Origin of the sequence: Amycolatopsis coloradensis, from assembly GCF_001953865.1 — a bacterium.
Lineage (GTDB): Bacteria > Actinomycetota > Actinomycetes > Mycobacteriales > Pseudonocardiaceae > Amycolatopsis > Amycolatopsis coloradensis.
On the sequence record NZ_MQUQ01000012.1, the window covers coordinates 1 to 22603 of the forward strand.

At 66.9% G+C, this 22603-nt stretch carries 30 protein-coding genes; 25 read left to right on the plus strand and 5 right to left on the minus strand.

What is annotated here, in order from left to right; genetic code table 11:
* Positions 1–3: 3 nt before the first annotated feature.
* Positions 4–864 carry a M15 family metallopeptidase gene (locus BS329_RS21125; protein WP_084750064.1) on the minus strand — a complete coding sequence of 287 codons (861 nt, stop codon included), beginning with the start codon at positions 862–864 and terminating at the stop codon, positions 4–6.
* 638 nt (positions 865–1502) lie between these two features.
* Between BS329_RS21125 and BS329_RS21130 the strand changes: the two genes are divergently transcribed.
* From BS329_RS21130 to BS329_RS21155, 6 genes are all read left to right on the plus strand, one after another.
* The gene (locus BS329_RS21130; protein ID WP_076162988.1) at positions 1503–3302 is read left to right on the plus strand and encodes a hypothetical protein; all 1800 of its coding nucleotides are present in this window, start codon (positions 1503–1505) and stop codon (positions 3300–3302) included.
* An 81-nt stretch (positions 3303–3383) separates the two neighbouring features.
* A complete protein-coding gene (locus BS329_RS21135; RefSeq protein WP_076162989.1) occupies positions 3384–5144 on the plus strand; it encodes a hypothetical protein in 1761 nt (586 codons plus the stop codon).
* A gap of 46 nt (positions 5145–5190) precedes the next feature.
* Entirely contained in the window at positions 5191–5424 is a 234-nt protein-coding gene (locus BS329_RS21140) for a hypothetical protein (protein ID WP_076162990.1), read from the plus strand.
* A gap of 27 nt (positions 5425–5451) precedes the next feature.
* Positions 5452–5685 carry a hypothetical protein gene (locus BS329_RS21145; protein WP_076162991.1) on the plus strand — a complete coding sequence of 78 codons (234 nt, stop codon included), beginning with the start codon at positions 5452–5454 and terminating at the stop codon, positions 5683–5685.
* Between the two features lie 55 nt (positions 5686–5740).
* Positions 5741–6232 carry a hypothetical protein gene (locus BS329_RS21150; protein WP_076162992.1) on the plus strand — a complete coding sequence of 164 codons (492 nt, stop codon included), beginning with the start codon at positions 5741–5743 and terminating at the stop codon, positions 6230–6232.
* 118 nt (positions 6233–6350) lie between these two features.
* Positions 6351–6851 (plus strand): GNAT family N-acetyltransferase, encoded by a 501-nt coding sequence (locus BS329_RS21155; RefSeq protein ID WP_076162993.1) that lies wholly within the window; start codon positions 6351–6353, stop codon positions 6849–6851.
* Positions 6852–6855: 4 nt separating this feature from the next.
* Here BS329_RS21155 and BS329_RS21160 read toward each other — a convergent pair whose 3' ends face one another.
* From BS329_RS21160 to BS329_RS21175, 4 genes are read right to left on the minus strand one after another with little or no spacing between them, the layout of a single operon-like run.
* Complete coding sequence (locus BS329_RS21160; protein ID WP_076162994.1) at positions 6856–8310, minus strand: hypothetical protein; 1455 nt, start codon at positions 8308–8310, stop codon at positions 6856–6858.
* A gap of 9 nt (positions 8311–8319) precedes the next feature.
* Positions 8320–9483 carry a hypothetical protein gene (locus BS329_RS21165; RefSeq protein WP_076162995.1) on the minus strand — a complete coding sequence of 388 codons (1164 nt, stop codon included), beginning with the start codon at positions 9481–9483 and terminating at the stop codon, positions 8320–8322.
* Positions 9484–9496: 13 nt separating this feature from the next.
* On the minus strand, positions 9497–9835 hold the full coding sequence (locus BS329_RS21170; RefSeq protein WP_076162996.1) for a hypothetical protein: 339 nt from the start codon (positions 9833–9835) through the stop codon (positions 9497–9499).
* A complete protein-coding gene (locus tag BS329_RS21175) occupies positions 9835–10419 on the minus strand; it encodes a YbaB/EbfC family nucleoid-associated protein (protein ID WP_076162997.1) in 585 nt (194 codons plus the stop codon). Before BS329_RS21175 ends, BS329_RS21170 begins: the two co-directional genes overlap by 1 nt.
* A 170-nt stretch (positions 10420–10589) precedes the next feature.
* On the opposite strand from BS329_RS21175, the gene BS329_RS42715 reads away from it, so the two are divergent.
* The 19 genes from BS329_RS42715 (at position 10590) to rplE (ending at position 22602) form a co-directional block, all read left to right on the plus strand.
* Positions 10590–10736 carry a hypothetical protein gene (locus BS329_RS42715; protein ID WP_143253145.1) on the plus strand — a complete coding sequence of 49 codons (147 nt, stop codon included), beginning with the start codon at positions 10590–10592 and terminating at the stop codon, positions 10734–10736.
* A gap of 396 nt (positions 10737–11132) precedes the next feature.
* Positions 11133–11507, plus strand: a complete 375-nt coding sequence (rpsL, locus tag BS329_RS21180; protein WP_003102113.1) for a 30S ribosomal protein S12 — start codon at positions 11133–11135, stop codon at positions 11505–11507.
* Positions 11507–11977 carry a 30S ribosomal protein S7 gene (gene rpsG, locus BS329_RS21185; protein WP_005166770.1) on the plus strand — a complete coding sequence of 157 codons (471 nt, stop codon included), beginning with the start codon at positions 11507–11509 and terminating at the stop codon, positions 11975–11977. The genes rpsL and rpsG overlap by 1 nt, the downstream gene beginning before the upstream one ends.
* Before the next feature lie 63 nt (positions 11978–12040).
* The gene (fusA, locus tag BS329_RS21190; RefSeq protein ID WP_076162998.1) at positions 12041–14140 is read left to right on the plus strand and encodes an elongation factor G; all 2100 of its coding nucleotides are present in this window, start codon (positions 12041–12043) and stop codon (positions 14138–14140) included.
* A 127-nt stretch (positions 14141–14267) separates the two neighbouring features.
* A complete protein-coding gene (tuf, locus tag BS329_RS21195; protein WP_076162999.1) occupies positions 14268–15461 on the plus strand; it encodes an elongation factor Tu in 1194 nt (397 codons plus the stop codon).
* Between the two features lie 392 nt (positions 15462–15853).
* Positions 15854–16159, plus strand: coding sequence for a 30S ribosomal protein S10 (rpsJ, locus tag BS329_RS21200; protein ID WP_003102098.1), 306 nt, complete (start codon positions 15854–15856; stop codon positions 16157–16159).
* A 31-nt stretch (positions 16160–16190) separates the two neighbouring features.
* Positions 16191–16841 (plus strand): 50S ribosomal protein L3, encoded by a 651-nt coding sequence (gene rplC / locus BS329_RS21205; RefSeq protein ID WP_076163000.1) that lies wholly within the window; start codon positions 16191–16193, stop codon positions 16839–16841.
* A 2-nt stretch (positions 16842–16843) separates the two neighbouring features.
* Positions 16844–17530, plus strand: coding sequence for a 50S ribosomal protein L4 (gene rplD / locus BS329_RS21210; RefSeq protein ID WP_076163001.1), 687 nt, complete (start codon positions 16844–16846; stop codon positions 17528–17530).
* Entirely contained in the window at positions 17527–17838 is a 312-nt protein-coding gene (rplW, locus tag BS329_RS21215; RefSeq protein WP_005166778.1) for a 50S ribosomal protein L23, read from the plus strand. The genes rplD and rplW overlap by 4 nt, the downstream gene beginning before the upstream one ends.
* 16 nt (positions 17839–17854) lie before the next feature.
* On the plus strand, positions 17855–18688 hold the full coding sequence (rplB, locus tag BS329_RS21220; RefSeq protein ID WP_076163002.1) for a 50S ribosomal protein L2: 834 nt from the start codon (positions 17855–17857) through the stop codon (positions 18686–18688).
* A gap of 18 nt (positions 18689–18706) precedes the next feature.
* The gene (gene rpsS / locus BS329_RS21225) at positions 18707–18988 is read left to right on the plus strand and encodes a 30S ribosomal protein S19 (RefSeq protein ID WP_026468892.1); all 282 of its coding nucleotides are present in this window, start codon (positions 18707–18709) and stop codon (positions 18986–18988) included.
* Between the two features lie 29 nt (positions 18989–19017).
* Complete coding sequence (rplV, locus tag BS329_RS21230; protein WP_076163003.1) at positions 19018–19434, plus strand: 50S ribosomal protein L22; 417 nt, start codon at positions 19018–19020, stop codon at positions 19432–19434.
* On the plus strand, positions 19434–20309 hold the full coding sequence (gene rpsC / locus BS329_RS21235) for a 30S ribosomal protein S3 (protein WP_076163004.1): 876 nt from the start codon (positions 19434–19436) through the stop codon (positions 20307–20309). Before rplV ends, rpsC begins: the two co-directional genes overlap by 1 nt.
* Positions 20310–20312: 3 nt before the next feature.
* Positions 20313–20732 (plus strand): 50S ribosomal protein L16, encoded by a 420-nt coding sequence (gene rplP, locus BS329_RS21240; RefSeq protein WP_004558864.1) that lies wholly within the window; start codon positions 20313–20315, stop codon positions 20730–20732.
* Positions 20732–20980 carry a 50S ribosomal protein L29 gene (gene rpmC / locus BS329_RS21245; protein ID WP_076163005.1) on the plus strand — a complete coding sequence of 83 codons (249 nt, stop codon included), beginning with the start codon at positions 20732–20734 and terminating at the stop codon, positions 20978–20980. The genes rplP and rpmC overlap by 1 nt, the downstream gene beginning before the upstream one ends.
* Positions 20977–21255, plus strand: coding sequence for a 30S ribosomal protein S17 (rpsQ, locus tag BS329_RS21250; RefSeq protein ID WP_076163006.1), 279 nt, complete (start codon positions 20977–20979; stop codon positions 21253–21255). Before rpmC ends, rpsQ begins: the two co-directional genes overlap by 4 nt.
* Positions 21256–21349: 94 nt before the next feature.
* The gene (gene rplN, locus BS329_RS21255; RefSeq protein ID WP_005166785.1) at positions 21350–21718 is read left to right on the plus strand and encodes a 50S ribosomal protein L14; all 369 of its coding nucleotides are present in this window, start codon (positions 21350–21352) and stop codon (positions 21716–21718) included.
* 3 nt (positions 21719–21721) lie between these two features.
* Complete coding sequence (rplX, locus tag BS329_RS21260) at positions 21722–22036, plus strand: 50S ribosomal protein L24 (protein WP_076163007.1); 315 nt, start codon at positions 21722–21724, stop codon at positions 22034–22036.
* A 2-nt stretch (positions 22037–22038) separates the two neighbouring features.
* Positions 22039–22602, plus strand: a complete 564-nt coding sequence (gene rplE, locus BS329_RS21265; protein ID WP_016331092.1) for a 50S ribosomal protein L5 — start codon at positions 22039–22041, stop codon at positions 22600–22602.
* The last annotated feature ends 1 nt before the right edge of the window (position 22603 follow it).

Genomic DNA, 22603 nt, shown 5'->3' on the forward strand with positions numbered 1-22603 from the left:
CGATTAGGGGGCTAAACGCGAGTCGGCGGGCGGGGAGGGGCGACTTGCGTTCAGCCCCCTAATCGCGATCCGGGGGAGCGGAGCGCAGGTCAGGGAGCGCCGGGAGACGGGGAAGTCGAAGTAGGTGCCGGGGAACGGCTCCTGGTTGAGGGTGTAGTGCCACCACTCCTGAGGCAGGTTCCGGAAACCGGCTGCCGCGAGCGTGCTCTTGAGCAGTTGCCGGTTCGCCCGTGCCTCGCCGGTGATCCGCGGGTCGTCGGTGTGCGAGAGCGTGTCGAAGCAGTCGTACCCGGTCCCCATGTCGACCATGTTGTCCGGGAACCGGCTCGCCGCGAAGCAGGGCGTCAGCGCTTCGCCCGGCCGATAGGGGCGCTGCGGCCGGGGTGGCAGTTTCACGATCGTCAGGTCCACCGTGCTCCCACGGCTGTGCCCTGACTTCTCCGCGATGTACCCGTCGGCGAACAGCCGGTCCTTCGCCACGTTCGGATAGAACTCGGCCTTCATCTCCTCGTCGGCGAGATCCTTGGCCCACCGGACAAAGTGGTCGACAGCCCGCTGCGGCCGATAGCAGTCGTACACCTTGAGCGTGTAGCCCTGCCGCAGCAGCCGTCGCTGGGCGGTGCGCAGCCCCTCCGCGGCTTGCCTCGTCAAGAGGCACAGCGGCTGCACGTATCCGTCGATCTTCCGGCCGACGAAATTGTGCTGCCCGCGGTACCGGATCTCTTGCGGGATCGTCGGCGCCACATCAGAGAGCGCGACGAACTCGGGTGGCGCCTTCGGCTCGGAAGCCTGGGCGGGCGCGGGAATCGCGGTGAGCACGGCGAGGGCGGCCACGGTCAGCACTCTTCTGAACGTCTTCGGCATGGCCCTGTCCTACCGCCTCCGAAGGCTCTGTGTCCCTGCGGATCCGCCAGAGTTCCCGAGAGTACATAACGAACGCATAACGGCCCAGTGTTCGCCGGACGCAGGTTACTGGTCCGTTGTGACCTGTAGTAGTGCCGCCAGGTGGCCTAATTCCCAGTACGCGGAAAATCGTCACCCGTTCGGACTAAGGGCGCATCCGCATAGTGGGATATTCACCCTGTCGTGGCAAGTCCCATTCTTTGATCACAACATTGACACTTGTGCGGCTTCACACGAGTATTTCGCCCATGCAATCCCCAGTCGCCTTGGTGTGGCGCCGGCACGTTGACTTGCGGCAGCAAGCAAGCGCGCTGTGTATGGATTCCTGATCTTTTCCGGCTCATCGCGTCGTAACTGGATTCGCACATCCGAAACGGATGTGCCCGTTCTTCGCGCGCTGATGCTTTCCGCTGTGCCGCAACGGTTCCCTGCTTGAACCGGCGGTTGATTGCTTTCCCTTGATCCGCGCCGGTGACACCTGCGCAAAAAGGGAAAGAGGTGTGCCAATTTGTCTGGCGCTTCGGTGACGAAAACAGGGAGAAAGAATGCTATCCAGCTCGCCCAAGCGAAAAGAGTGGCGAAAAGTGGTGATAGGCGCCATGGCGGCGGCGCTCGCCGTGGGAACGGTGACCTATACCGGCTCCGCCACGAGTGCCTACGCCGATGTCCAGGTCGTGAAGGACGCGAAGAAGGCGGCCGACGGCAAGGAGTACTGGGTCCAGAACCACCTCGTGTCCAAGGATGTCGCCGCGTCCCGGAGCGCCGACGGCCGGCGCAAGAAGTGGCTGCTGGTCTGGGCCGGTGACGAGAACATCGCCGACACGCTGGTCAAGGACATCAAGAATCTGCCGGGTTCCCTCGGCGGCGGCCTCAACAAGATCAAGAACGCGTTGCCCGGTCCGGACTTCCTCGCCGTGATCGACGCGACGCAGGGCTCACCGACCTACGGCAAGGTCGTCAACACCGCCACCGTCGGCCCGCTCGTCGAGAACGAGCCACACCACATGCAGTACGTGTGGCACAAGGGCGACACGATCTACGCCGGTGCGTTGTTCGCGGCCGCGACGTACGCCTTCGACGTCTCCGCGTTGCCGCAATTGAAGCTCAAGGGCGTCAGCCTCCCGACCCAGACCCTCGGCGGTTCCGTGCCGGACGCGTACTGGGTGCTCAAGGACGGCACCGCGTACGGCACGTACATGGGCGGCCCGGTCGTGCCGGGCCCGCACACCTACGCCAACGGTTCCACCGTGGTGGGCAACGGTTTCGCCGGCAGTCCCGGCGAGGTGGTCCGCTTCGACCAGAACGCGCAGGTGCTTTCCGAGTCCCCGGCGGCCACACCGCAGGGCGACAACAAGAAGCTGTGCGACAACCTCCCTCAGCTGGACAAGCCGACCTGCGCCAACCCGCACGGCATCCAGGCGCGCGAGGACCTCAACACCCTGGTCACCAGTGACTATGCCGAGCCGCGGAACATCATCCTCGACCCGGTGAAGCAGCCGTCGCCGTACCTGCGACGGCCGACCGTCCGCACCTGGGACATCTCCGACCGCAACAAGCCGAAGCTCAAGGCGGTCTCGTACCTGCCGGACGGTCCGCGGGCCGACCCGGCGGACCCGCTGCACGCCGAAAGCCGCGCGGTCATGGAGACCACGGTGACCAACCTGCCCGGCCACAAGGGCGCGTTCGCCCAGACCATGCAGGGTGGCGCGGTGTTCTACACGCCGGACATCACCGCCAAGGAGCCGCACTGGATCCAGGTGTTCGACGACGGCGCCGCGAACAAGGCGATCCACCCGAACAACGACTCCAACGGTGGCGGGTCGAACGGCGGCTGGATCCAGACCAGCCCCGACGATAAGTACCTCTATCGCGCGATCACCGGACGGTCCAAGGGCGCGCTCGGCCCGGACGACCCCGGCACCACCGGCGGTGTGTACATCCTCGACATCCAGAAACTGCTCGCCGCGGGCGACAAGGTCGAGAACATCAACGGCCGGATCGACACGAAGGAGAAGTCCCAGCAGGGCGGTGGCGGCGACCTGCCGACCGTCGTAGGCGCGGCCGCGATCAACCCCGGCACGCCGGGCGGTGGCCCGCACTGGGGCGCGTACGACAACTTCGTGCTCGGTGACGACGGCTACTACCGCGAAACCGACAAGCCGCAGCATCTCGCGGTGTCGAACTACTTCGTCGCACGGTCCGGTTTGGACGGTGACCACAAGGTCAACCTGCTGAACCTCGGGCAGGACGGGAAGCTCGCGGTCGACCAGAACTTCCGGGACGAGTTCACCGGACAGATCGGGATCAACTTCAACCGGAAGACCTGGCCGCACGGGTCCTTCGGCAACGCCAAGCCGCACTCCGAACTGTTCGTCGTGGCTGACGCGGATCTCAAGTAACCCTGCCCGGCGCGGAAGGCCGTGGGCGGCGGGCGCACCCCGTCACCCACGGCTCCACCGATCTACTCGGAGAAGGCCCCCATGGATCACCACGTCATACCGGCGAGTTCGGGTTCGGCCGGAGTCGGCATCGCTTTGGTCCTGCTCCGGCTCGGCCTCCTGCTGGCGACCGCTTTCCTCGCCGGCACCGGAATCCTGCGTCCCCTCGTGGGTGAACTGCCCAAACGGCTGTACCTCACCATCATCGCGCTCGGCGGGGTTTCCGCCGCACTGGCGGCGGTTTCCGCTTTCGCGACCGACGTCAACGTCATCGCGCTGAGTGTGCACCTCGTACTCGCGCTGGCCATTCCGATTCTCGTCAGGTGGCCGTCCGCCGGGCGCTGGGCCTCCCTCGCGCTCGCCGCTTTGGTGGTGCTCGAAACCTCACTCGGGCGGACCGGCGTCGAATTCGCCATCGACACCGTTTACGTCGCGGCGGCGGCCTTGTGGTTCGGTGTCACCGTTCTTTCCGGCTGGGTGCCCGCCGACCGCTGGCGCCAGACGAACTTCCGGCTCGGCCCGCTTTCCCTGACGCTGGGCGGGCTTCTCGTCGTCGCGGGTGCGGTCCAGCTGTTCTCCTCGGGACTCGGCCTGGATCGCCGGATCTACGAAACACTCTTCGGTATCACGTTGCTGGTGATCGCCGTGCTGCCGGTCGCCGCCACCGTTGTCGCCGGATTCTTCTTCTCCGGCAAGGAAGCCACGCGTGCTTACCGATTCGGCGCGGCCGCCGTGACCGTCGGTTTCGTCGCGTGGAGCGCCCTCGCGGCCATCCCCAAACCACCCGAGGTCCCGATCCCCGGCGTCGCTCTGCTCGCCGACGCCTCCATCGGCGAGCGTCAGTTCCCGGTGCTGGTGAGTCCGCAGCGGCCCGGCAAGAACCTCGTCCATTTCCCCGCGAGCGCGGGAGACGAGCTGTCCGCCGGAATCGAAGGCGGCCTGATCGGCAAGGCCATCGTGCGTCCCGGCGCCGAAGGCACCTGGGCCGAGGTCGATCTGCCGAAGGGGCGCAGCGACCTGATCATCAGCCGCGGCGACGAGAAGACGACGATCGAGGTCGACGCGGGTGAGGAGCAGGGCCCCGCGATCGAGGACGTGGACGCGCCCGAGTGCGCCTCGGCCGCGCTGGGCGGCCTGATCGCCGACCGTCGCGAAGTCCTCACCTCCTGCCCCGCCGACGCGCTTTCCAGTGAGGACAGCGGTTCGCTCGTCAAACTCGTCGAGTTCCTCGCCGGGCGCAAGCCTTCCGCGCTCACCCTTGTCGAGGACAACTCGCCGCGCGGTGCCGCCGCCGCGAAGCTGGTCCGGGAGACCACCGCGCGCGTCGGGCTCCCTGTGCGGGCCGAGGCGGGCCCGAACACCGCGCTGCTCGTGGTCTCCGGCTGGGCGGGTGGCTACACGGCGATGACCCGCGCGGCCGAGTCCCAGCGGCTCAAGCCGACCCACCAATACGGCCTGTACCTGGCGCCCTGGCTGCTGAACGGGCCGATCGTCAACTCCGTCGCGAGTTCCTCGCTCCCACTGAGGTTCGACCCGCGGGAGCAGGTCGCCGTGAGTTTCGCGGTCGCCGCGGGCAACGCCTTCGGTGGCGAAAGCCCCACCCTCGGTGGCTTCCGCACCTGGCTCGGAGACCAGTGGAGGTCGATGAACGGCGACGTCCAGATCTTCGCGGCGGCACAGGTCAACGCCATGCCGATGTACCCGGGCGAACCGCACGCCGTCGGGATGATCGCCGACCGGAACTACGCGGGGCAATGGATCCCCGACGGCACGATCGTGCCGGTCAGCTCGGTACTCCGGTGAAGGATTCCGCTCGATTCCAGCAGCGGTAAGGAAAAAGGGAGAAGAGATGAAGCGAATCGCGGCCCGTGTGCTGCTGCCGCTCGCCGTCGCGGGCGCGTTGTCCGGGCTCGCCGGCGGGGTCGCCTCCGCCGACCCGTTGCCGGGCCTGCCGACCGGCGGCGGCAACCCCGCGGTCTGGCTGATCCCCGGCCTCGACCTCGGCGGCCTGCTCGGCCCGACCGTCCCCGTACCCACAGACCTCCTCGCCCCGATCTACGGGATCATCACGCCGATTTCGTAAGAACCGTTACCAGTAAAGGAGAACCTCATGAAGAAGACTCTCGTCCGCGCGGTCACCGGCGCGGCGCTCGCCGGCCTCGTCGTCCTGGGCTCGGCCGCTCCGGCGCTCGCCGCGCAGGCGGCCCCGAGGGATGTCGTGGTCGTCGACGAACCCGACACCGGCGACCTCAACAACATCTGGACGTTCGCCCCGCTCGGCGTCCCGGTGCTCGGCCTGATCCAGTCCCTCAACGGCGTCCCCGGACGGCTGCTGCCGTCCTGACTTCCGTGGCGGCGCGGCTCCCGGGCCGCGCCGCCGCTTTCGGTGAGGAGAACCGATGGCCGACAGACAACTGATCGGGCGCATCGCCATCGCGGGGATCGCGGTGGCCGCGCTCGCGACCTGTGTGGTGCTGCTCAACGGCGGGGAAGAGCCGCGGGCCGAGACCGTGGCCGTCGTCGGCGAACCGACGGGCGCGGCGGCGTCACGCGAACCGGACCGCACGATCACGCGGACCTTGAGTCAGGCGCAGCCGCGGCCGGTGTCGAACGACTGGCAGATCGCCTACGAGGTCACCGGGACGGGGACCGCGACCGTGGTCTACGACTCGAACGGGCTGGGGCTCGTGCACCAGGAGCTCCAGGTGACGCTGCCGTGGCGCAAGGAGCTCACGTGGAAGAACACCGGCACCCCGCCGACCGTCCAGCTGATGGGGCAGGGCGAGGGCGCCGTCGAATGCCGGGTCGCGGTGGGCGGCGCCGTCGTCACCTCCGAGAAGTCCGCCCCGGGCGAGGTCGCCACCTGCGCCGGCCGCCTCACCCCCTCCTGACCAGCGCCGCGCGGCGACTTCAGCGGGCAAAGTGCGATCCGGGCGCGGCGACTTCAGCCCCCTAATCGCGATCCGGCGGGCCGGGAAAATCAGTGGCCGGGATGGGCAGAATGGGGCCATGAGCTGGAGCTTCGAAGTCACCCCCGTCGATCACCCGGACGCCGCCCGGTTGCTGCGCGAGTACCTGGACGAGATCGCGTCCCGGTTCCACGGGCGCCCGATCGCCGACGACGAACTCGACGCCCTGCTCGAGGAGCAGCACAGCAGGTACCTGGCCCCGCCGACCGGCGCGTTCCTCCTCGCCCGGCGCGACGGGGTGCTCGCCGGCTGCGCCGGGCTCCGGGTGATGGAACCGGAAATCATCGAACTCAAACGAGTCTTCCTCCGGCGTTCCGAGCGTGGCAAGGGTGGCGCGGCGCTTCTGGTGGCCGCCGCCGAGGACGTCGCCCGCGGCCTCGGTGCCACGACCATCCGCCTGGACACCCGTAGCGACCTGGTCGAGGCGAGGTCCCTGTACGCGCGCCTCGGCTACGACGAGGTCGAGCCCTTCAACGACGACCCCTTCGCCCACTACTACTTCTCGAAGTCCCTGCTCGAGGCCCTGTCAGATCGCGTTTAGCCCGCTAAACGCGACGCGGGCGCGGGGCGTAGGTGGCTTTGGCGAGGAGGGCACCGGCGAGGACGGGGGCCAGGCCGATCAGCAGCAGGAAGAAGCCTGTGTCCTTGCCCTCGATCAGCGGATGCCACCACAGCGGTGTCACGGAGATGTCGACGACGTCGCCCCGTTCCGGGAAGTTCCCGAACGACATCCACCGCAGATCCCTGACCTCGTGCGTCTCGCCGTCGAGTTCGTAGGTGCCGTCCACCAGGTTGCCGTTGCCGCAACTGGTGCAGTTCGACGTGCCGGCCTCCGCCAGGAGGGTCGTGGTCACGGTGAGCCGCGCCACGGGAGCGAGCCCGGTCAGCGCGGTCAGCGAGTTCACCGCGAGCGCCAGCCCCGGCAGCACCAGCGCGAGCGCGACGACCGTGCGCGCCACCAGGGACAGCGACGACAGCGGCTGACGGCCCGTCGCTTCCCGGCGCCGGTTGAGCGGGCCGCGGAGCCCGGCGAGCGGGCCCCTTCGACCGTCGAGCCAACCCGCGTCACTGGTGTCGGATGCCGTCGCGACCGAACGGAAGTCGGCGTCCTCCCAGTCCACTGTGGACGCCAGGACGGCCAGACGGCGGGAGCCCGCGAACATCATCTCTTCGGTCAGCGTCCCGGCTTCGGCTGCCCACAGTGAGCCGCCGTGGAAAGCCACCTCGCGGACCCGGAACCACGGGTCGCGGTCCAGCAGATCACGGACGCCCTGGGTCGACAGCAGGGCCCGGGCGAACTCCGGATCCGACGTCGTCACGGCGAACCGGCGATCGAACTCCGTGCCGGTCTCGAACCTTCGCAGCAACGCGTCCGGCTTCGGCGCCCCGATGGTGTTCCGCGTGATGCGGGCGTCCTCCAGCGGCGTGAACCGCTCCGGTTCGAAAGCACCCGTGGCGGGAGTGATGACGACCGACGGCACGACGGGCGTCCGTAGCTGGATCAGGGCGTACGTCCCATCGATCAGGTCGGCCGTCCTGGCCAGTTCCGGGAACCCGTCGGAGCCCTGGGCACCGCCGAGCCGGTACTCGACCCCGAGCAGCCGGTGCCCGTGGTGGCCGAACTCGACCATCGTCACCACGGACTCGGAGGACGCCTGTGCGTGGCCGACGGCGATGCCGCGCCGGGGGAGTACGCCGAAGCTCGGTTCACCGGACCCGTCGAGCCTGCCGGTCCACGTCTTCTGCCGATACCCCCGCCATGCCGCCAGCGCCGCGATGACCAGCGGGAACGCGAACCAGAGCCAGCCGGGAACCGCGCTCCCGGACCCCGCCGAGAGCCAGTACAACGACGTCTCGGAGACGAGGATCCCGCAGAGGGCGTAACTGACGGCGGCCGCGGTCGGCCGCCGTCCGTCGAACCGCCCGCCGAGCAGCAACAGCGCCAGTGCCACGGTGTAACCACCGGCGATGAGCCAGGGCCCGGCCAGCTGATCGTCCATCGGGCGACCCTACTGGTCCATGTCGAGGTTCTCGCGGGTCTCCTCGTGGCTGTGGCGACCGCCGGTACGGCCGTATTCCTGCCCGGCGGTGATGTTCTTGGTGTTGTCGATGGTCTTGTTCGCGACGTCGAAAGCCGCCTTGCCCTGATACGCGGAACCCTTCGACAGATCGGCCGGATTGACCCCGACGACCTGCTTGATCGCCTGGTTCGGCACACCCTTGAAGACGTCCTTCGCGGCGTCGCCGAACGTGCCCAGTCGCGTCCCGGTGTCCTTGGCGAACGCGCCGACGATCGTCTTCTCCTGACCGGGCGTCATCCCGAGCTTGCCTGCCTTCGTCAGCTTCGAACCCTGTTTGACCAGGTCGTCGGTCCACTTGAGCATGAAGCCCATGAACTTGTCGAGCAGCTTGCCGAGTTTGCCGAGGTGCTTGGTGATCTTGCCCATCGCGCTCGCGGCCTTGGCGATCGTCGCGGTCATCGCCGCGGCCACCGTGGAGCCGAGACTGACGACGGACGCGGCCAGCGCGGGCAGCCAGATGTAGATCGCCCAGGTGACCAGCTCGGAGATGATCGATTTGACGACCTCTTCGATGACGGTCATCACCATCGACCACATCTGCAGCGTCTCGGCCACGGTCCCGGCGCTGTTGCCGATGCCCTTGATGCCGACGGCGAAGTCGCCGAGCGCGTTCCGGGCTGCGTCGCCCGCGTCGCCGACCCAGTCCTTCAGCGACTCGTCGCCGGTCTTGACGAAGTCGTCGGCCAGCGTGACGAAGCCCTTGGCGATGTTGCCGAAGTTACCGGCCGCGGTCTTGAGCGCCGGACCGTCACCGGTGACGAAATGCAGCGCGTCCTGCAACGGCTGGATCAGCTCGATCAGGATGTTCAGGCCGTTGCTGACCAGCCAGCCCACCGGGTCGAGCACGAAGCTCGCGAGGTCCGCGCCCGCACCCGCGATGAAGCCCGCCCCGTCCTGCACCAGCTGCCCGCCCGCGGCCACGAGGTCGCCGGGGCCCTGCGCGGTGCTGAACTTCTCGTAGGCGGTGGTGACGGTGGTGACGCCCTTGCCCGCGATCGGCACCTTCTTCGCCGCGTCGAGCGCGTTCTTGCCGAAGCTGTCGTCACCCGTGATCTTGACGTTGCCGGCGACACTCGCCTTCTCGTCGGTCATGCCGTCCCCCAGCTCACTTCGGTCCGTCGATCTTGGCTTCGTACTTCCCCAAGGTGATCGTCGCGTCGTTTTCGAAGCCGTTGTAGATCGACGCCGCCTGGGTCATCTTCCCGGAGAAGGAGTCCACCCCGGTCTTCATCAGCTCGAGCAGCTCACGCAGGTCGGCGAGCTTGCCGGTGTAGGTCTGCTTCACCGCGAGCCCGATCAGGCCCCACGACTTGTCCGTGACGTCGGCCTGGTCGACGAGGCCGCCGAACTTGCCTGCCTCGTCCTTGTAGTAGCCGAGCTTGTTCGCGTAGTCGGTCAAGGCCTGCGTCTTGACCGCGTGCCCGCCGGCGCCTGGTCCGGTCATCAGTGGTCCTCCTCGTCGAACAGGTTCTTGAGGAACTGGTCACCGGCCGAGTTCCCGCCCGCCGCCGACGGGCCGGGAGTCGGTTCGTCCGACCGCCGGAGCACCGTCTCCTCGCTGAAGTCGTCCTCGTTCCGAGGGCGGCGGGCGGGGCGGGCGGTGTCCGCTGGTGGCTCCTCCGACATCTGAGACCGCAGATCGTCGGCCGTGGTTCCCAGCGCTTCCGCCTGTGCTTCGAGAACCTGCTCCTGAACGTTCAAATGGAAGGCCCCGCCGAACTGCTCGTCGACGATCCCCGCCTGTTTCCGCGCCGCGTCGGCCACCGCGGTGTGCAAAGTGGACAGAAGGCTGGCGGCGAGCTGTTGTGGTTGCTGCCGAAGGGCTTCCGGGGAAAGACGAATGTCCTTGACGGCTCCGCCGGGGCCCGCGACGACGGTGACCGACCGATCCGGCGACGTCGCCACCGCCTCCAGCTCCTCCAGTTCCGCCTGCATTTCGCCGACCTTCGCGAACTGCGTTTCGGCCGTTTTGATCTTGGCTTGGAACTTCTCGAACTCGGCGACCAGCTGTTCGAACTCGGCCGACATGGAGCCTCCCCGTGCGCGTGCGTGTGACCGCTATCACCGCGGCCATCGTGACCTATTCGTCCGTTGGACGCGATGGCGTGCTTTCCGGATCCATCCGGCTCACCCGTTGGGGGAATAGGTAGCGTGGTTCGCCGAGTACGGCGGTATCAGCACAGCGAGGGGAGGGCGTCGTGGACGCCGAGCAGCAGGAAAGCACCGAGGAGCCCCGGCGGGGGAGTCACGCGGCGCCGGAGGGGGCTCCCGTGCATCCGTTGATCGACCTCAACCGGGACCCGCACCCCGGCCGGGCGGACCACGCCAAGCCCGACGTGGAATGAGCCGGCCACGCCGAGGTCAGCGAGAAATGAGCCCCTTGCCGAGAGGGCGACGCCAAGGCCGACGGGGAATCAAACAGCCCGAAACGCCGTTCCATCAGGGTGGCCGCGGCGTGCCGCCCGGCACGATATAGTTATCGACCCCCCGATTTGGTCGGCCAGAAAGTGGCCGGGTATCTTTGGAGACCGTGCCCGGCAGGCGTCGGGCCGTCCCGTGTGCCGTGCGGCGTGAACGGGGTGCTCAGGCATCCGGTTCGAAGGCTTCGCCCACGCGGGATCCGACGGAAAATCCCTACGGGAAGTTACCGGTCGCAAGACCGTGACGCGGGCCGACACGCCCGACCGCGGGGGCCGGAGACAGACACGTAGTAGCAAGATCGCGAACAGAAAGCTGGTCCATTGCCCACGATCCAGCAGCTGGTCCGTAAGGGCCGCCAGGACAAGGCTGCCAAGCAGAAGACCGCGGCCCTCAAGGGGAGCCCGCAGCGGCGTGGTGTGTGCACTCGCGTGTACACCACAACCCCCAAGAAGCCGAACTCGGCGCTTCGCAAGGTCGCTCGTGTGAAGTTGACCAGCGGCATCGAGGTCACCGCCTACATTCCCGGTGAGGGCCACAACCTGCAGGAGCACTCGATGGTGCTCGTGCGTGGTGGTCGTGTGAAGGACCTTCCGGGTGTCCGTTACAAGATCATCCGCGGTTCGCTCGACACCCAGGGTGTCAAGAACCGTAAGCAGGCGCGCAGCCGGTACGGCGCGAAGAAGGAGAAGAGCTAATGCCCCGCAAGGGTCCGGCCCCGAAGCGGCCGCTGATCTCTGACCCCGTCTACGCATCCCCGCTGGTCACCCAGCTGGTGAACAAGGTGCTGAAGGACGGCAAGCGGTCTCTGGCCGAGCGCATCGTCTACGGCGCCCTCGAAGGAGCTCGCGAGAAGACCGGCACCGACCCGGTCGTCACGCTGAAGCGCGCCCTCGACAACGTGAAGCCCACCATCGAGGTGAAGAGCCGCCGCGTCGGTGGTGCCACCTACCAGGTGCCGATCGAGGTCAAGCCGGGCCGCTCCACCACTCTCGCGCTCCGCTGGCTGGTCTCCTTCTCCGCGGCCCGCCGCGAGAAGACCATGATCGAGCGCCTGCAGAACGAGCTCCTCGACGCGAGCAACGGCCTCGGCGCCAGCGTGAAGCGGCGCGAGGACACGCACAAGATGGCCGAGTCCAACAAGGCCTTCGCGCACTACCGCTGGTGATGACCGCCCGGCTGCCGATCAAAGCCTTGCCGGGCCCCAATCTTGAGACAGGGGAACACTCTCGTGGCACGTGAAGTGCTGACCGACCTGAACCAGGTCCGCAACATCGGCATCATGGCCCACATCGACGCCGGTAAGACCACCACCACCGAGCGGATCCTGTTCTACACCGGGGTCAACTACAAGATCGGTGAAGTCCACGATGGCGCCGCCACCATGGACTGGATGGAGGAGGAGCAGAAGCGGGGTATCACCATCACCTCGGCTGCCACCACCACCTTCTGGGCCGATCACCAGATCAACATCATCGACACCCCGGGTCACGTCGACTTCACCGTCGAGGTGGAGCGATCGCTGCGCGTGCTCGATGGTGCCGTCGCCGTGTTCGACGGCAAGGAAGGTGTCGAGCCGCAGTCCGAGCAGGTCTGGCGTCAGGCGGACAAGTACGAGGTTCCTCGTATCTGCTTCGTCAACAAGATGGACAAGCTCGGCGCGGACTTCTACTTCACCGTCCGCACCATCGAGGAGCGCCTCGGCGCCCGCCCGCTGGTCATCCAGCTGCCGATCGGCGCCGAGAACGAGTTCGAAGGCGTCGTCGACCTGGTCCGCATGAAGGCGCTGACCTGGCGCGGCGAGGTCCAGAAGGGCGAGGACTACGCCGTCGAGGAGATCCCGGCCGAGCTCGCCGACAAGGCGGCCGAGTACCGGGAGAAGCTGGTCGAGGCCATCGCCGAGACCGAAGACTCCCTGATGGAGAAGTTCCTCGAGGGCGAGGAGCTGACGGAGGCCGAGCTGAAGGCCGGTATCCGCAAGCTCACCGTGAACCGCGAGGCGTACCCGGTGCTCACCGGTTCCGCCTTCAAGAACAAGGGCGTGCAGCCCATGCTCGACGCGGTCATCGACTACCTGCCGTCGCCGTTGGACGTCCCCGCCGTCGAGGGCACGCTGCCCGACGGTGAGACCGTCGTGTCGCGCAAGCCGTCGACCGAGGAGCCCTTCTCCGCTCTGGCGTTCAAGATCGCCGCGCACCCGTTCTTCGGCAAGCTGACCTACATCCGGGTGTACTCGGGCAAGGTCTCCTCCGGCGCGCAGCTGATCAACGCGACCAAGGAGCGCAAGGAGCGCATCGGGAAGCTCTTCCAGATGCACTCCAACAAGGAGAACCCGGTGGACGAGGCCCAGGCGGGCCACATCTACGCGGTCATCGGCCTGAAGGACACCACCACCGGTGACACCCTCGCCGACCCGCAGAACCCGGTCGTCCTCGAGTCGATGACGTTCCCGGCGCCGGTCATCCGCGTCGCGATCGAGCCCAAGACCAAGGCCGACCAGGAGAAGCTGTCCCTGGCGATCCAGAAGCTGGCCGAAGAGGACCCGACGTTCCAGGTCAACCTGGACGAGGACACCGGCCAGACGATCATCGCGGGTATGGGCGAGCTGCACCTCGAGGTGCTGGTGAACCGGATGAAGTCCGACTACAAGGTCGAGGCGAACATCGGCAAGCCGCAGGTCGCCTACCGCGAGACGGTGCGCAAGACGGTCGAGAAGCTCGACTACGTGCACAAGAAGCAGACCGGTGGTTCCGGTCAGTTCGCGAAGGTCATCGTCAAGCTCGAGCCGCTCGAGTCCACCGACGGTGCCCTCTACGAGTTCTCCAACAAGGTCACCGGTGGCCGCGTGCCGCGGGAGTACATCCCGTCGGTCGACGCGGGCGCGCAGGACGCCATGCAGTACGGCGTGCTGGCCGGTTACCCGCTCGTCGGGTTGAAGTTCACCTTGTTGGACGGCGCGTACCACGAGGTCGACTCTTCGGAAATGGCCTTCAAGATCGCCGGCTCCATGGCGATGAAGGAAGCCGCGAAGAAGGCCGGTCCGGTCATCCTCGAGCCGCTGATGGCCGTCGAGGTCACCACGCCCGAGGACTACATGGGCGATGTGATCGGCGACCTCAACTCCCGCCGTGGCCAGATCCAGGCCATGGAGGAGCGCGCCGGTACCCGTGTCGTCAAGGCACTGGTCCCGCTGTCGGAGATGTTCGGTTACGTCGGTGACCTGCGGTCGCGTACCCAGGGACGGGCCAACTACTCCATGGTGTTCGACTCCTACGCCGAGGTTCCCGCGAACGTCGCGAAGGAAATCATCGCGAAGGCGACAGGGGAGTAGTTCCCTCTCGCTCGCGGGCATAAGGAAAACTCCTGAACGTCCGCACCACCCACCGAGAAACGAATCTCCGTCTGACGACAGCCACGTCGGCCGGTGAGTAAGCAAAACAGTCCAGGAGGACATTCCAGTGGCGAAGGCGAAATTCGAGCGGACCAAGCCGCACGTCAACATCGGGACCATCGGTCACGTCGACCACGGTAAGACCACTCTGACCGCGGCGATCACCAAGGTTCTGCACGACAAGTACCCCGAGCTGAACACGGCGTCGGCGTTCGACCAGATCGACAACGCGCCGGAAGAGAAGCAGCGCGGCATCACGATCAACATCTCGCACGTCGAGTACCAGACCGAGAAGCGTCACTACGCCCACGTGGACGCCCCCGGCCACGCGGACTACATCAAGAACATGATCACCGGTGCGGCGCAGATGGACGGCGCGATCCTCGTGGTCGCGGCGACCGACGGCCCGATGCCGCAGACCCGTGAGCACGTGCTGCTCGCGAAGCAGGTCGGCGTGCCCTACATCGTGGTCGCGCTGAACAAGGCCGACATGGTCGACGACGAGGAGATCCTGGAGCTCGTGGAGCTCGAGGTCCGCGAGCTGCTGTCCTCCCAGGACTTCCCTGGTGACGACGCTCCGGTCGTCAAGGTCTCCGGCCTGAAGGCCCTCGAGGGCGACGCCAAGTGGGGCGAGAGCGTTCTCGAGCTCATGGCGGCCGTCGACGAGAACGTGCCGGACCCGGTGCGTGAGCTCGACAAGCCGTTCCTGATGCCGATCGAAGACGTCTTCACGATCACCGGCCGTGGCACGGTCGTGACCGGCCGTATCGAGCGTGGCCGCGTCAACGTGAACGAAGAGGTCGAGATCGTCGGCATCAAGGAGAAGTCGACCAAGACCACCGTCACCGGTGTCGAGATGTTCCGCAAGCTGCTCGACCAGGGTGAGGCCGGCGACAACGTCGGTCTGCTGGTCCGCGGCATCAAGCGCGAGGACGTCGAGCGCGGCCAGGTCGTCGTGAAGCCGGGCACCACCACCCCGCACACGGAGTTCGAGGGCTCGGTCTACATCCTGTCGAAGGACGAGGGTGGCCGTCACACCCCGTTCTTCAACAACTACCGCCCGCAGTTCTACTTCCGTACGACGGACGTGACCGGCGTGGTGACCCTCAAGGAGGGCACCGAGATGGTCATGCCGGGCGACAACACGGACATCAGCGTTGTGCTGATCCAGCCGGTCGCCATGGACGAGGGCCTGCGTTTCGCCATCCGTGAGGGTGGACGGACCGTCGGCGCCGGCCAGGTCACCAAGATCAACAAGTGATTTAACGCCACCCGGGGGTCTGATACACCCCCGGGTTCAAGGCGTCAAATCACGTGTGCGACACTATTCAGGTTGCTCGTCCTGGGGCGGCCGAACTCGCAGTCTTTCGGAATGCGGGTTCCGGCCGCCCTGGTATGAGCGGCCACGGTCCGTGGAGCTCTTCCTTCGGGTGAGGCCAGCGGGCGCGGCGGTTGAGACGGCATGGCCGGATCACTGCCTCCTCACATGAGGAAGACCAGCAAGACGACGATCCCGCGGGATCCGTCTGTGCGTCGGGCGCGACACGCCCGACCGCGTGGACCGGGGACAGGGCCGTTGAACTGCGAGAACCCCGGCCCAGCCGAAGGTTTGAAGAGACAAAGCGGCACGAGACGACAAGGAACGCAGCCACCATGGCGGGACAGAAGATCCGCATCCGGCTCAAGGCCTACGACCACGAGGCGATCGACACCTCGGCGCGCAAGATCGTGGAGACGGTCACGCGCACCGGCGCCCGTGTTGTCGGGCCGGTGCCGCTGCCCACCGAGAAGAACGTTTACTGCGTCATCCGCTCGCCGCACAAGTACAAGGACTCGCGCGAGCACTTCGAGATGCGCACGCACAAGCGTCTGATCGACATCCTCGACCCGACGCCGAAGACGGTCGACGCGCTCATGCGCATCGACCTGCCGGCGAGCGTCGACGTCAACATCCAGTAGCGGCTGGCGAGCGGCGGAGAGTAAGAGACTCATGTCTGACAGGCAAATGAAGGGCATCCTGGGCACCAAGCTCGGCATGACCCAGGTCTTCGACGAGAACAACCGGGTCGTCCCGGTGACCGTCGTCCAGGCCGGTCCGAACGTGGTCACCCAGGTTCGGACCCAGGAAATCGACGGCTACAAGGCCGTGCAGCTGGCTTTCGGCGCGGTCGACCCGCGCCGGGTGAACAAGCCGCGCACCGGCCACTTCGACAAGGCGAGCGTGACCCCGCGTCGTTTCCTCGCCGAGCTGCGTACCACCGACGCCGAGACCTACGAGGTCGGCCAGGAGATCACCGCCGAGGTGTTCGAGGCCGGTATCGAGGTCGACGTGACCGGTACCAGCAAGGGCAAGGGCTACGCCGGTGTCATGAAGCGTCACGGCTTCAAGGGCCAGGGCGCGAGCCACGGTGCCCAGGCCGTGCACCGCAAGCCCGGTTCGATCGGTGGCTGCGCCACCCCGGGCCGCGTCTTCAAGGGCCTGCGCATGGCGGGCCGGATGGGCAACGACCGGGTCACCACGCAGAACCTGACCGTGCACGCGGTGCGTGCCGAGGACGGCCTGCTGCTGATCAAGGGCGCCGTGCCCGGTCCCAAGGGCGGCCTGCTGTTCGTGCGCAGCGCCGCGAAGGGTGGTAACTGAACATGACCAGCGTCGAGCTGAAGACCCCGGCCGGTAAAGCCGACGGCACGGTCGAGCTCCCCTCGGAGATCTTCGACGTGCAGGCCAACGTGCCCCTCATGCACCAGGTCGTGGTGGGCCAGCTGGCCGCCGCTCGCCAGGGCACGCATGACACCAAGACCCGCGGTGAAGTCCGCGGTGGTGGCAAGAAGCCGTACCGCCAGAAGGGCACCGGCCGCGCCCGCCAGGGTTCGACCCGTGCGCCGCAGTTCACCGGTGGTGGCGTCGTCCACGGCCCCACGCCGCGTGACTACACCCAGCGGACCCCGAAGAAGATGAAGGCCGCCGCCCTGCGTGGCGCCCTGTCGGACCGGGCCCGCGCCGGACAGCTGCACGTCGTCACCGAACTGGTGACCGGCGAGAAGCCGTCCACGAAAGCCGCCAAGGCCGCCATCGCCGCGGTGACCCAGGCCAAGCGCGTTCTCGTGGTGCTCCACCGCGACGACCAGCTGAGCTGGAACTCCGTGCGGAACCTGGCCGAGGTCCACATCATCACGCCCGATCAGCTCAACACCTACGACGTGTTGGTCAACGACGACGTGGTGTTCACCAAGGCCGCTTACGACGTGTTCGTCGCCGGTCCCGTCAGGGGCAAGGGCGCGAAGGCCAGCGCGCGGTCGAGCGAGGTTGAAGGGAGTCACGAGCAGTGAGTGCGATCGCCATCCCCGATCCCCGCGACATCTTGCTCGCGCCGGTGATCTCCGAGAAGTCCTACGGGCTGCTCGAGGACCACAAGTACACGTTCATCGTCCGCCCGGACGCCAACAAGACCCAGATCAAGATCGCGGTCGAGAAGGTGTTCGGCGTCAAGGTGGTCAGCGTCAACACGGCCAACCGCCAGGGCAAGCGTAAGCGGACTCGCGCCGGCTTCGGCAAGCGCAAGGACACCAAGCGCGCCATCGTGACTCTTTCGGCTGAGAGCAAGCCGATCGAGATCTTCGGCGGACCCACCGCGTAAAGGACTGAGCTGACACATGGGCATCCGCAAGTACAAGCCGACGACCCCGGGTCGTCGCGGTTCCAGCGTCTCCGACTTCGCCGAGATCACTCGGTCCACACCGGAGAAGTCGCTGCTGCGTCCGCTGAGCAAGTCCGGCGGCCGTAACTCCAGCGGCAAGATCACCACCCGCCACAAGGGCGGTGGCCACAAGCGTGCGTACCGGCTGATCGACTTCCGCCGGAACGACAAGGACGGCGTTCCCGCCAAGGTCGCGCACATCGAGTACGACCCCAACCGGTCCGCTCGTATCGCGCTGCTGCACTACGCCGACGGCGAGAAGCGCTACATCATCGCCCCGGAGAAGCTCAAGCAGGGTGACACGGTTGAGAACGGCCCCCGCGCCGACATCAAGCCGGGTAACAACCTGCCGCTGCGCAACATCCCGGTCGGCACCGTGATCCACGCGATCGAGCTCCGCCCCGGTGGCGGCGCGAAGATGGCGCGGTCCGCCGGTGCCAAGGTGCAGCTGGTGGCGAAGGACGGGCCTTACGCCCAGCTTCGTCTCCCCTCGGGCGAGATCCGCAACGTCGACGTGCGCAACCGCGCCACCATCGGCGAGGTCGGCAACTCCGACCACTCGAACATCAACTGGGGCAAGGCGGGCCGTAACCGCTGGCGCGGCAAGCGTCCCACCGTCCGTGGTGTCGTCATGAACCCGGTCGACCACCCGCACGGTGGTGGTGAGGGTAAGACCTCCGGTGGTCGCCACCCGGTGAACCCGAACGGAAAGCCCGAAGGCCGCACCCGCCGCCGCAAGGCTTCCGACGCCATGATCGTCCGCCGCCGGCGTACCGGCAAGAAGCGCTGAGCAGGGAGGTAGAAGCACATGCCACGCAGCCTTAAGAAAGGCCCCTTCGTGGACGACCACCTGCTCAAGAAGGTGGACGTTCTCAACGAGTCGGGCAAGAAGACCGTGATCAAGACTTGGTCGCGTCGCTCCACGATCATCCCGGACTTCCTGGGTCACACGATCGCGGTGCACGACGGACGCAAGCACGTCCCGGTGTTCGTCACCGAGGCGATGGTGGGTCACAAGTTGGGCGAGTTCGCTCCGACTAGGACCTTCAAGGGCCACATCAAGGACGACCGCAAGTCGCGCCGCCGCTGAGCGGGCACGAGAGAACAAGGAAGCTAGCGATGAACGCCCAGAACGACGTGGCCGAGGCTTTGCCGACGGCTTACGCGCGGGCTCGCTTCGTCCGGGACTCGCCTACCAAGGTGCGCCGGGTGATCGAGCTGATCAAGGGACGTAGCGCCGCCGACGCCTTGGCCGTGCTCCAGTTCGCCCCGCAGGCGGCAAGCGAGCCGGTCGCGAAGGTGCTCGCCAGCGCCGTGGCCAACGCCGAAAACAACCTCGATCTTGACCCGGACACCCTCTGGATCAAGAACGCCTACGCCGATGAGGGCCCGACCCTCAAGCGCATCCGTCCGCGGGCCCAGGGCCGCGCGTACCGGATCCGCAAGCGGACCAGCCACATCACCGTCGAGGTGGAGTCGCGTCCCAAGGCCGAGGCCAAGAAGGCACAGGGCAAGAAGAAGGCAGGTGGCCGGTAGTGGGCCAGAAGATCAACCCGCACGGCTTCCGCCTGGGTATCACCACGGACTGGAAGTCGCGTTGGTACGCCGACAAGCAGTACGCGGAGTACGTGGCCGAGGACGTCAAGATCCGGAAGCTGCTGTCCACGGGCATGGAGCGCGCCGGGATCTCCAAGGTCGAGATCGAGCGCACCCGTGACCGGGTCCGCGTCGACATCCACACCGCCCGGCCGGGCATCGTCATCGGCCGTCGCGGCGCGGAGGCCGACCGTATCCGCGGCGCGCTGGAGAAGCTGACCGCCAAGCAGGTCCAGCTGAACATCCTCGAGGTCAAGAACCCCGAGGCCGACGCCCAGCTCGTCGCTCAGGGTGTCGCGGAGCAGCTGAGCAACCGCGTGGCGTTCCGCCGCGCGATGCGCAAGGCGATCCAGACCTCCATGCGCTCGCCGCAGGTCAAGGGCATCCGCGTGCAGTGCGGCGGTCGTCTCGGCGGTGCCGAGATGTCCCGCTCCGAGCACTACCGCGATGGTCGCGTCCCGCTGCACACGCTGCGTGCCGACATCGACTACGGCTTCTTCGAGGCCAAGACGACGTTCGGTCGCATCGGCGTGAAGGTGTGGATCTACAAGGGCGAGCTCGTGGGTGGCCTCAAGGCCAAGGAGGCGCGTGACGCCGCCGCGGCCGCCGAGCGCGCCCCGCGCCGTGACCGTGGTGACCGTCCGTCCCGCCCGCGCCGTTCCGGTGCGTCGGGCACGACGCCGACCTCGACCGAAGCCGGACGGGCCGCCGCCCGAGAGGCAGACGGCAGCGCCGCTGCCGCCGCCAAGGGCGACGCCGCCCCCGCGGCCACCGAGGCCCCGGCTGCTGAGACTGCAGAAAAGACGGAGGGCTGACACGTGCTCATCCCGCGCAGGGTCAAGCACCGGAAGCAGCACTCCCCGAAGCGCCACGGTGCCGCCAAGGGCGGTACGAAGGTCAGCTTCGGCGAGTACGGCATCCAGGCGCTTGAGCACAGCTACGTGACCAACAGGCAGATCGAGTCCGCTCGTATCGCCATGACGCGTCACATCAAGCGTGGCGGCAAGGTGTGGACGACCATCTACCCGGACCGCCCGCTGACCAAGAAGCCGGCGGAAACCCGCATGGGTTCCGGTAAGGGTTCGCCCGAGTGGTGGATCGCCAACGTGAAGCCGGGCCGCGTGATGTTCGAGATCTCGTTCCCGAACGAGGAGACCGCCCGTGAGGCGCTCCGTCGCGCGATCCACAAGCTGCCCATGAAGTGCCGCATCGTGACCCGTGAAGGTGGTGAGTTCTGATGGCGAAGGCTGGTATCGCCCAGACGTCGGAGCTTCGTGAGCTCACCGCGGAAGAGCTTGTCCTGCGTCTCAAGGAATACAAGGAGGAGCTCTTCAACCTCCGCTTCCAGATGGCGACCGGACAGCTCGACAACAACCGCCGTCTGCGCACCGTCCGCACGGACATCGCGCGGATCTACACGGTCATGCGCGAGCGTGAACTCGGCCTGTCCGTTTCCCCTGACGCCGAGAGTGAAGGTGCCGCATGAGCGAGCAGCCCACCGAGGCGGCCCCCCGTAACGACCGCAAGGTCCGTGAGGGTTACGTCGTCTCGGACAAGATGAACAAGACGATCGTGGTCGAGCTCGAGGACCGCAAGAAGCACCGTCGGTACGCCAAGGTTCTCCGCAGCACCAGCAAGGTCAAGGTGCACGACGAGAACAACGAGGCGGGCATCGGCGACCGGGTCACCCTGATGGAGACCCGCCCGCTGTCGGCGACCAAGCGCTGGCGTCTGGTGCAGATCGTGGAGAAGGCCAAGTAAGTAGGGCTCTTTTTGAGTCCCTTAGTTCCGCAAGGCTCGCGACTGAAACATCGAAAGATGAGCGCGAGAACCAGCGCGACATACAGGAGTTGACGTGATCCAGCAGGAGTCGCGGCTTCGGGTTGCCGACAACACGGGCGCGAAGGAAATCCTTTGCATCCGCGTTCTCGGCGGTTCGGGGCGGCGCTACGCGGGCATCGGCGACATCATCGTCGCCACCGTGAAGGACGCCATGCCGGCTGCCGGCGTGAAGAAGGGTGACGTCGTCAAGGCGGTCATCGTTCGCACGCGCAAGGAGCGCCGTCGTCCGGACGGTTCTTACATCCGCTTCGACGAGAACGCTGCTGTGCTCATCAAGAACGACAATGAGCCCCGCGGCACCCGCATCTTCGGCCCGGTGGGCCGCGAGCTGCGCGACCGAAAGTTCATGAAGATCATTTCGCTCGCGCCGGAGGTGTTGTAGAGCATGAAGGTGAAGAAGGGCGACACGGTCGTCGTCGTCGCCGGCAAGGACAAGGGTGCCAAGGGCAAGGTCATTCAGGCCTACCCCGAGCGCGAGCGCGTGCTGGTCGAGGGCGTGAACCGGATCAAGAAGCACACGCGGATCTCCCAGACCCAGCGCGGCGCGCAGTCCGGCGGCATCGTCACGCAGGAGGCGCCCATCCACGTCTCGAACGTGATGGTCGTCGACTCCGACGGCAAGCCGACCCGGGTGGGCTACCGCATCGGCGAGGACGGCAAGAAGGTCCGGGTCTCGCGCCGGAACGGTAAGGACATCTGATCATGACCACCGCAGAGAAGATCGCCCCGCGCCTCAAGGTGCGGTACCGCGAGGAGATCAAGGGACAGCTCCAGGAGGAGTTCTCCTTCGAGAACGTCCACCAGATCCCGGGCGTCGTCAAGGTCGTCGTGAACATGGGTGTCGGTGACGCCGCCCGTGACAGCAAGCTGATCGAAGGCGCCATCCGCGACCTGGCCGCGATCACCGGGCAGAAGCCCGAGGTTCGCAAGGCTCGCAAGTCCATCGCGCAGTTCAAGCTGCGTGAGGGCCAGCCGATCGGTGCGCGCGTCACGCTGCGCAACGACCGGATGTGGGAGTTCCTCGACCGGCTGCTGACCATCGCGCTGCCGCGTATCCGTGACTTCCGCGGGCTTTCGCCGAAGCAGTTCGACGGCAACGGCAACTACACGTTCGGTCTCAACGAGCAGTCGATGTTCCACGAGATCGACCCGGACGCCATCGACCGCCCGCGCGGTATGGACGTCACTGTCGTCACCACCGCCAACACCGACGACGAGGGCCGCGCGCTGCTTCGCAAGCTCGGCTTCCCGTTCAAGGAGAACTGAG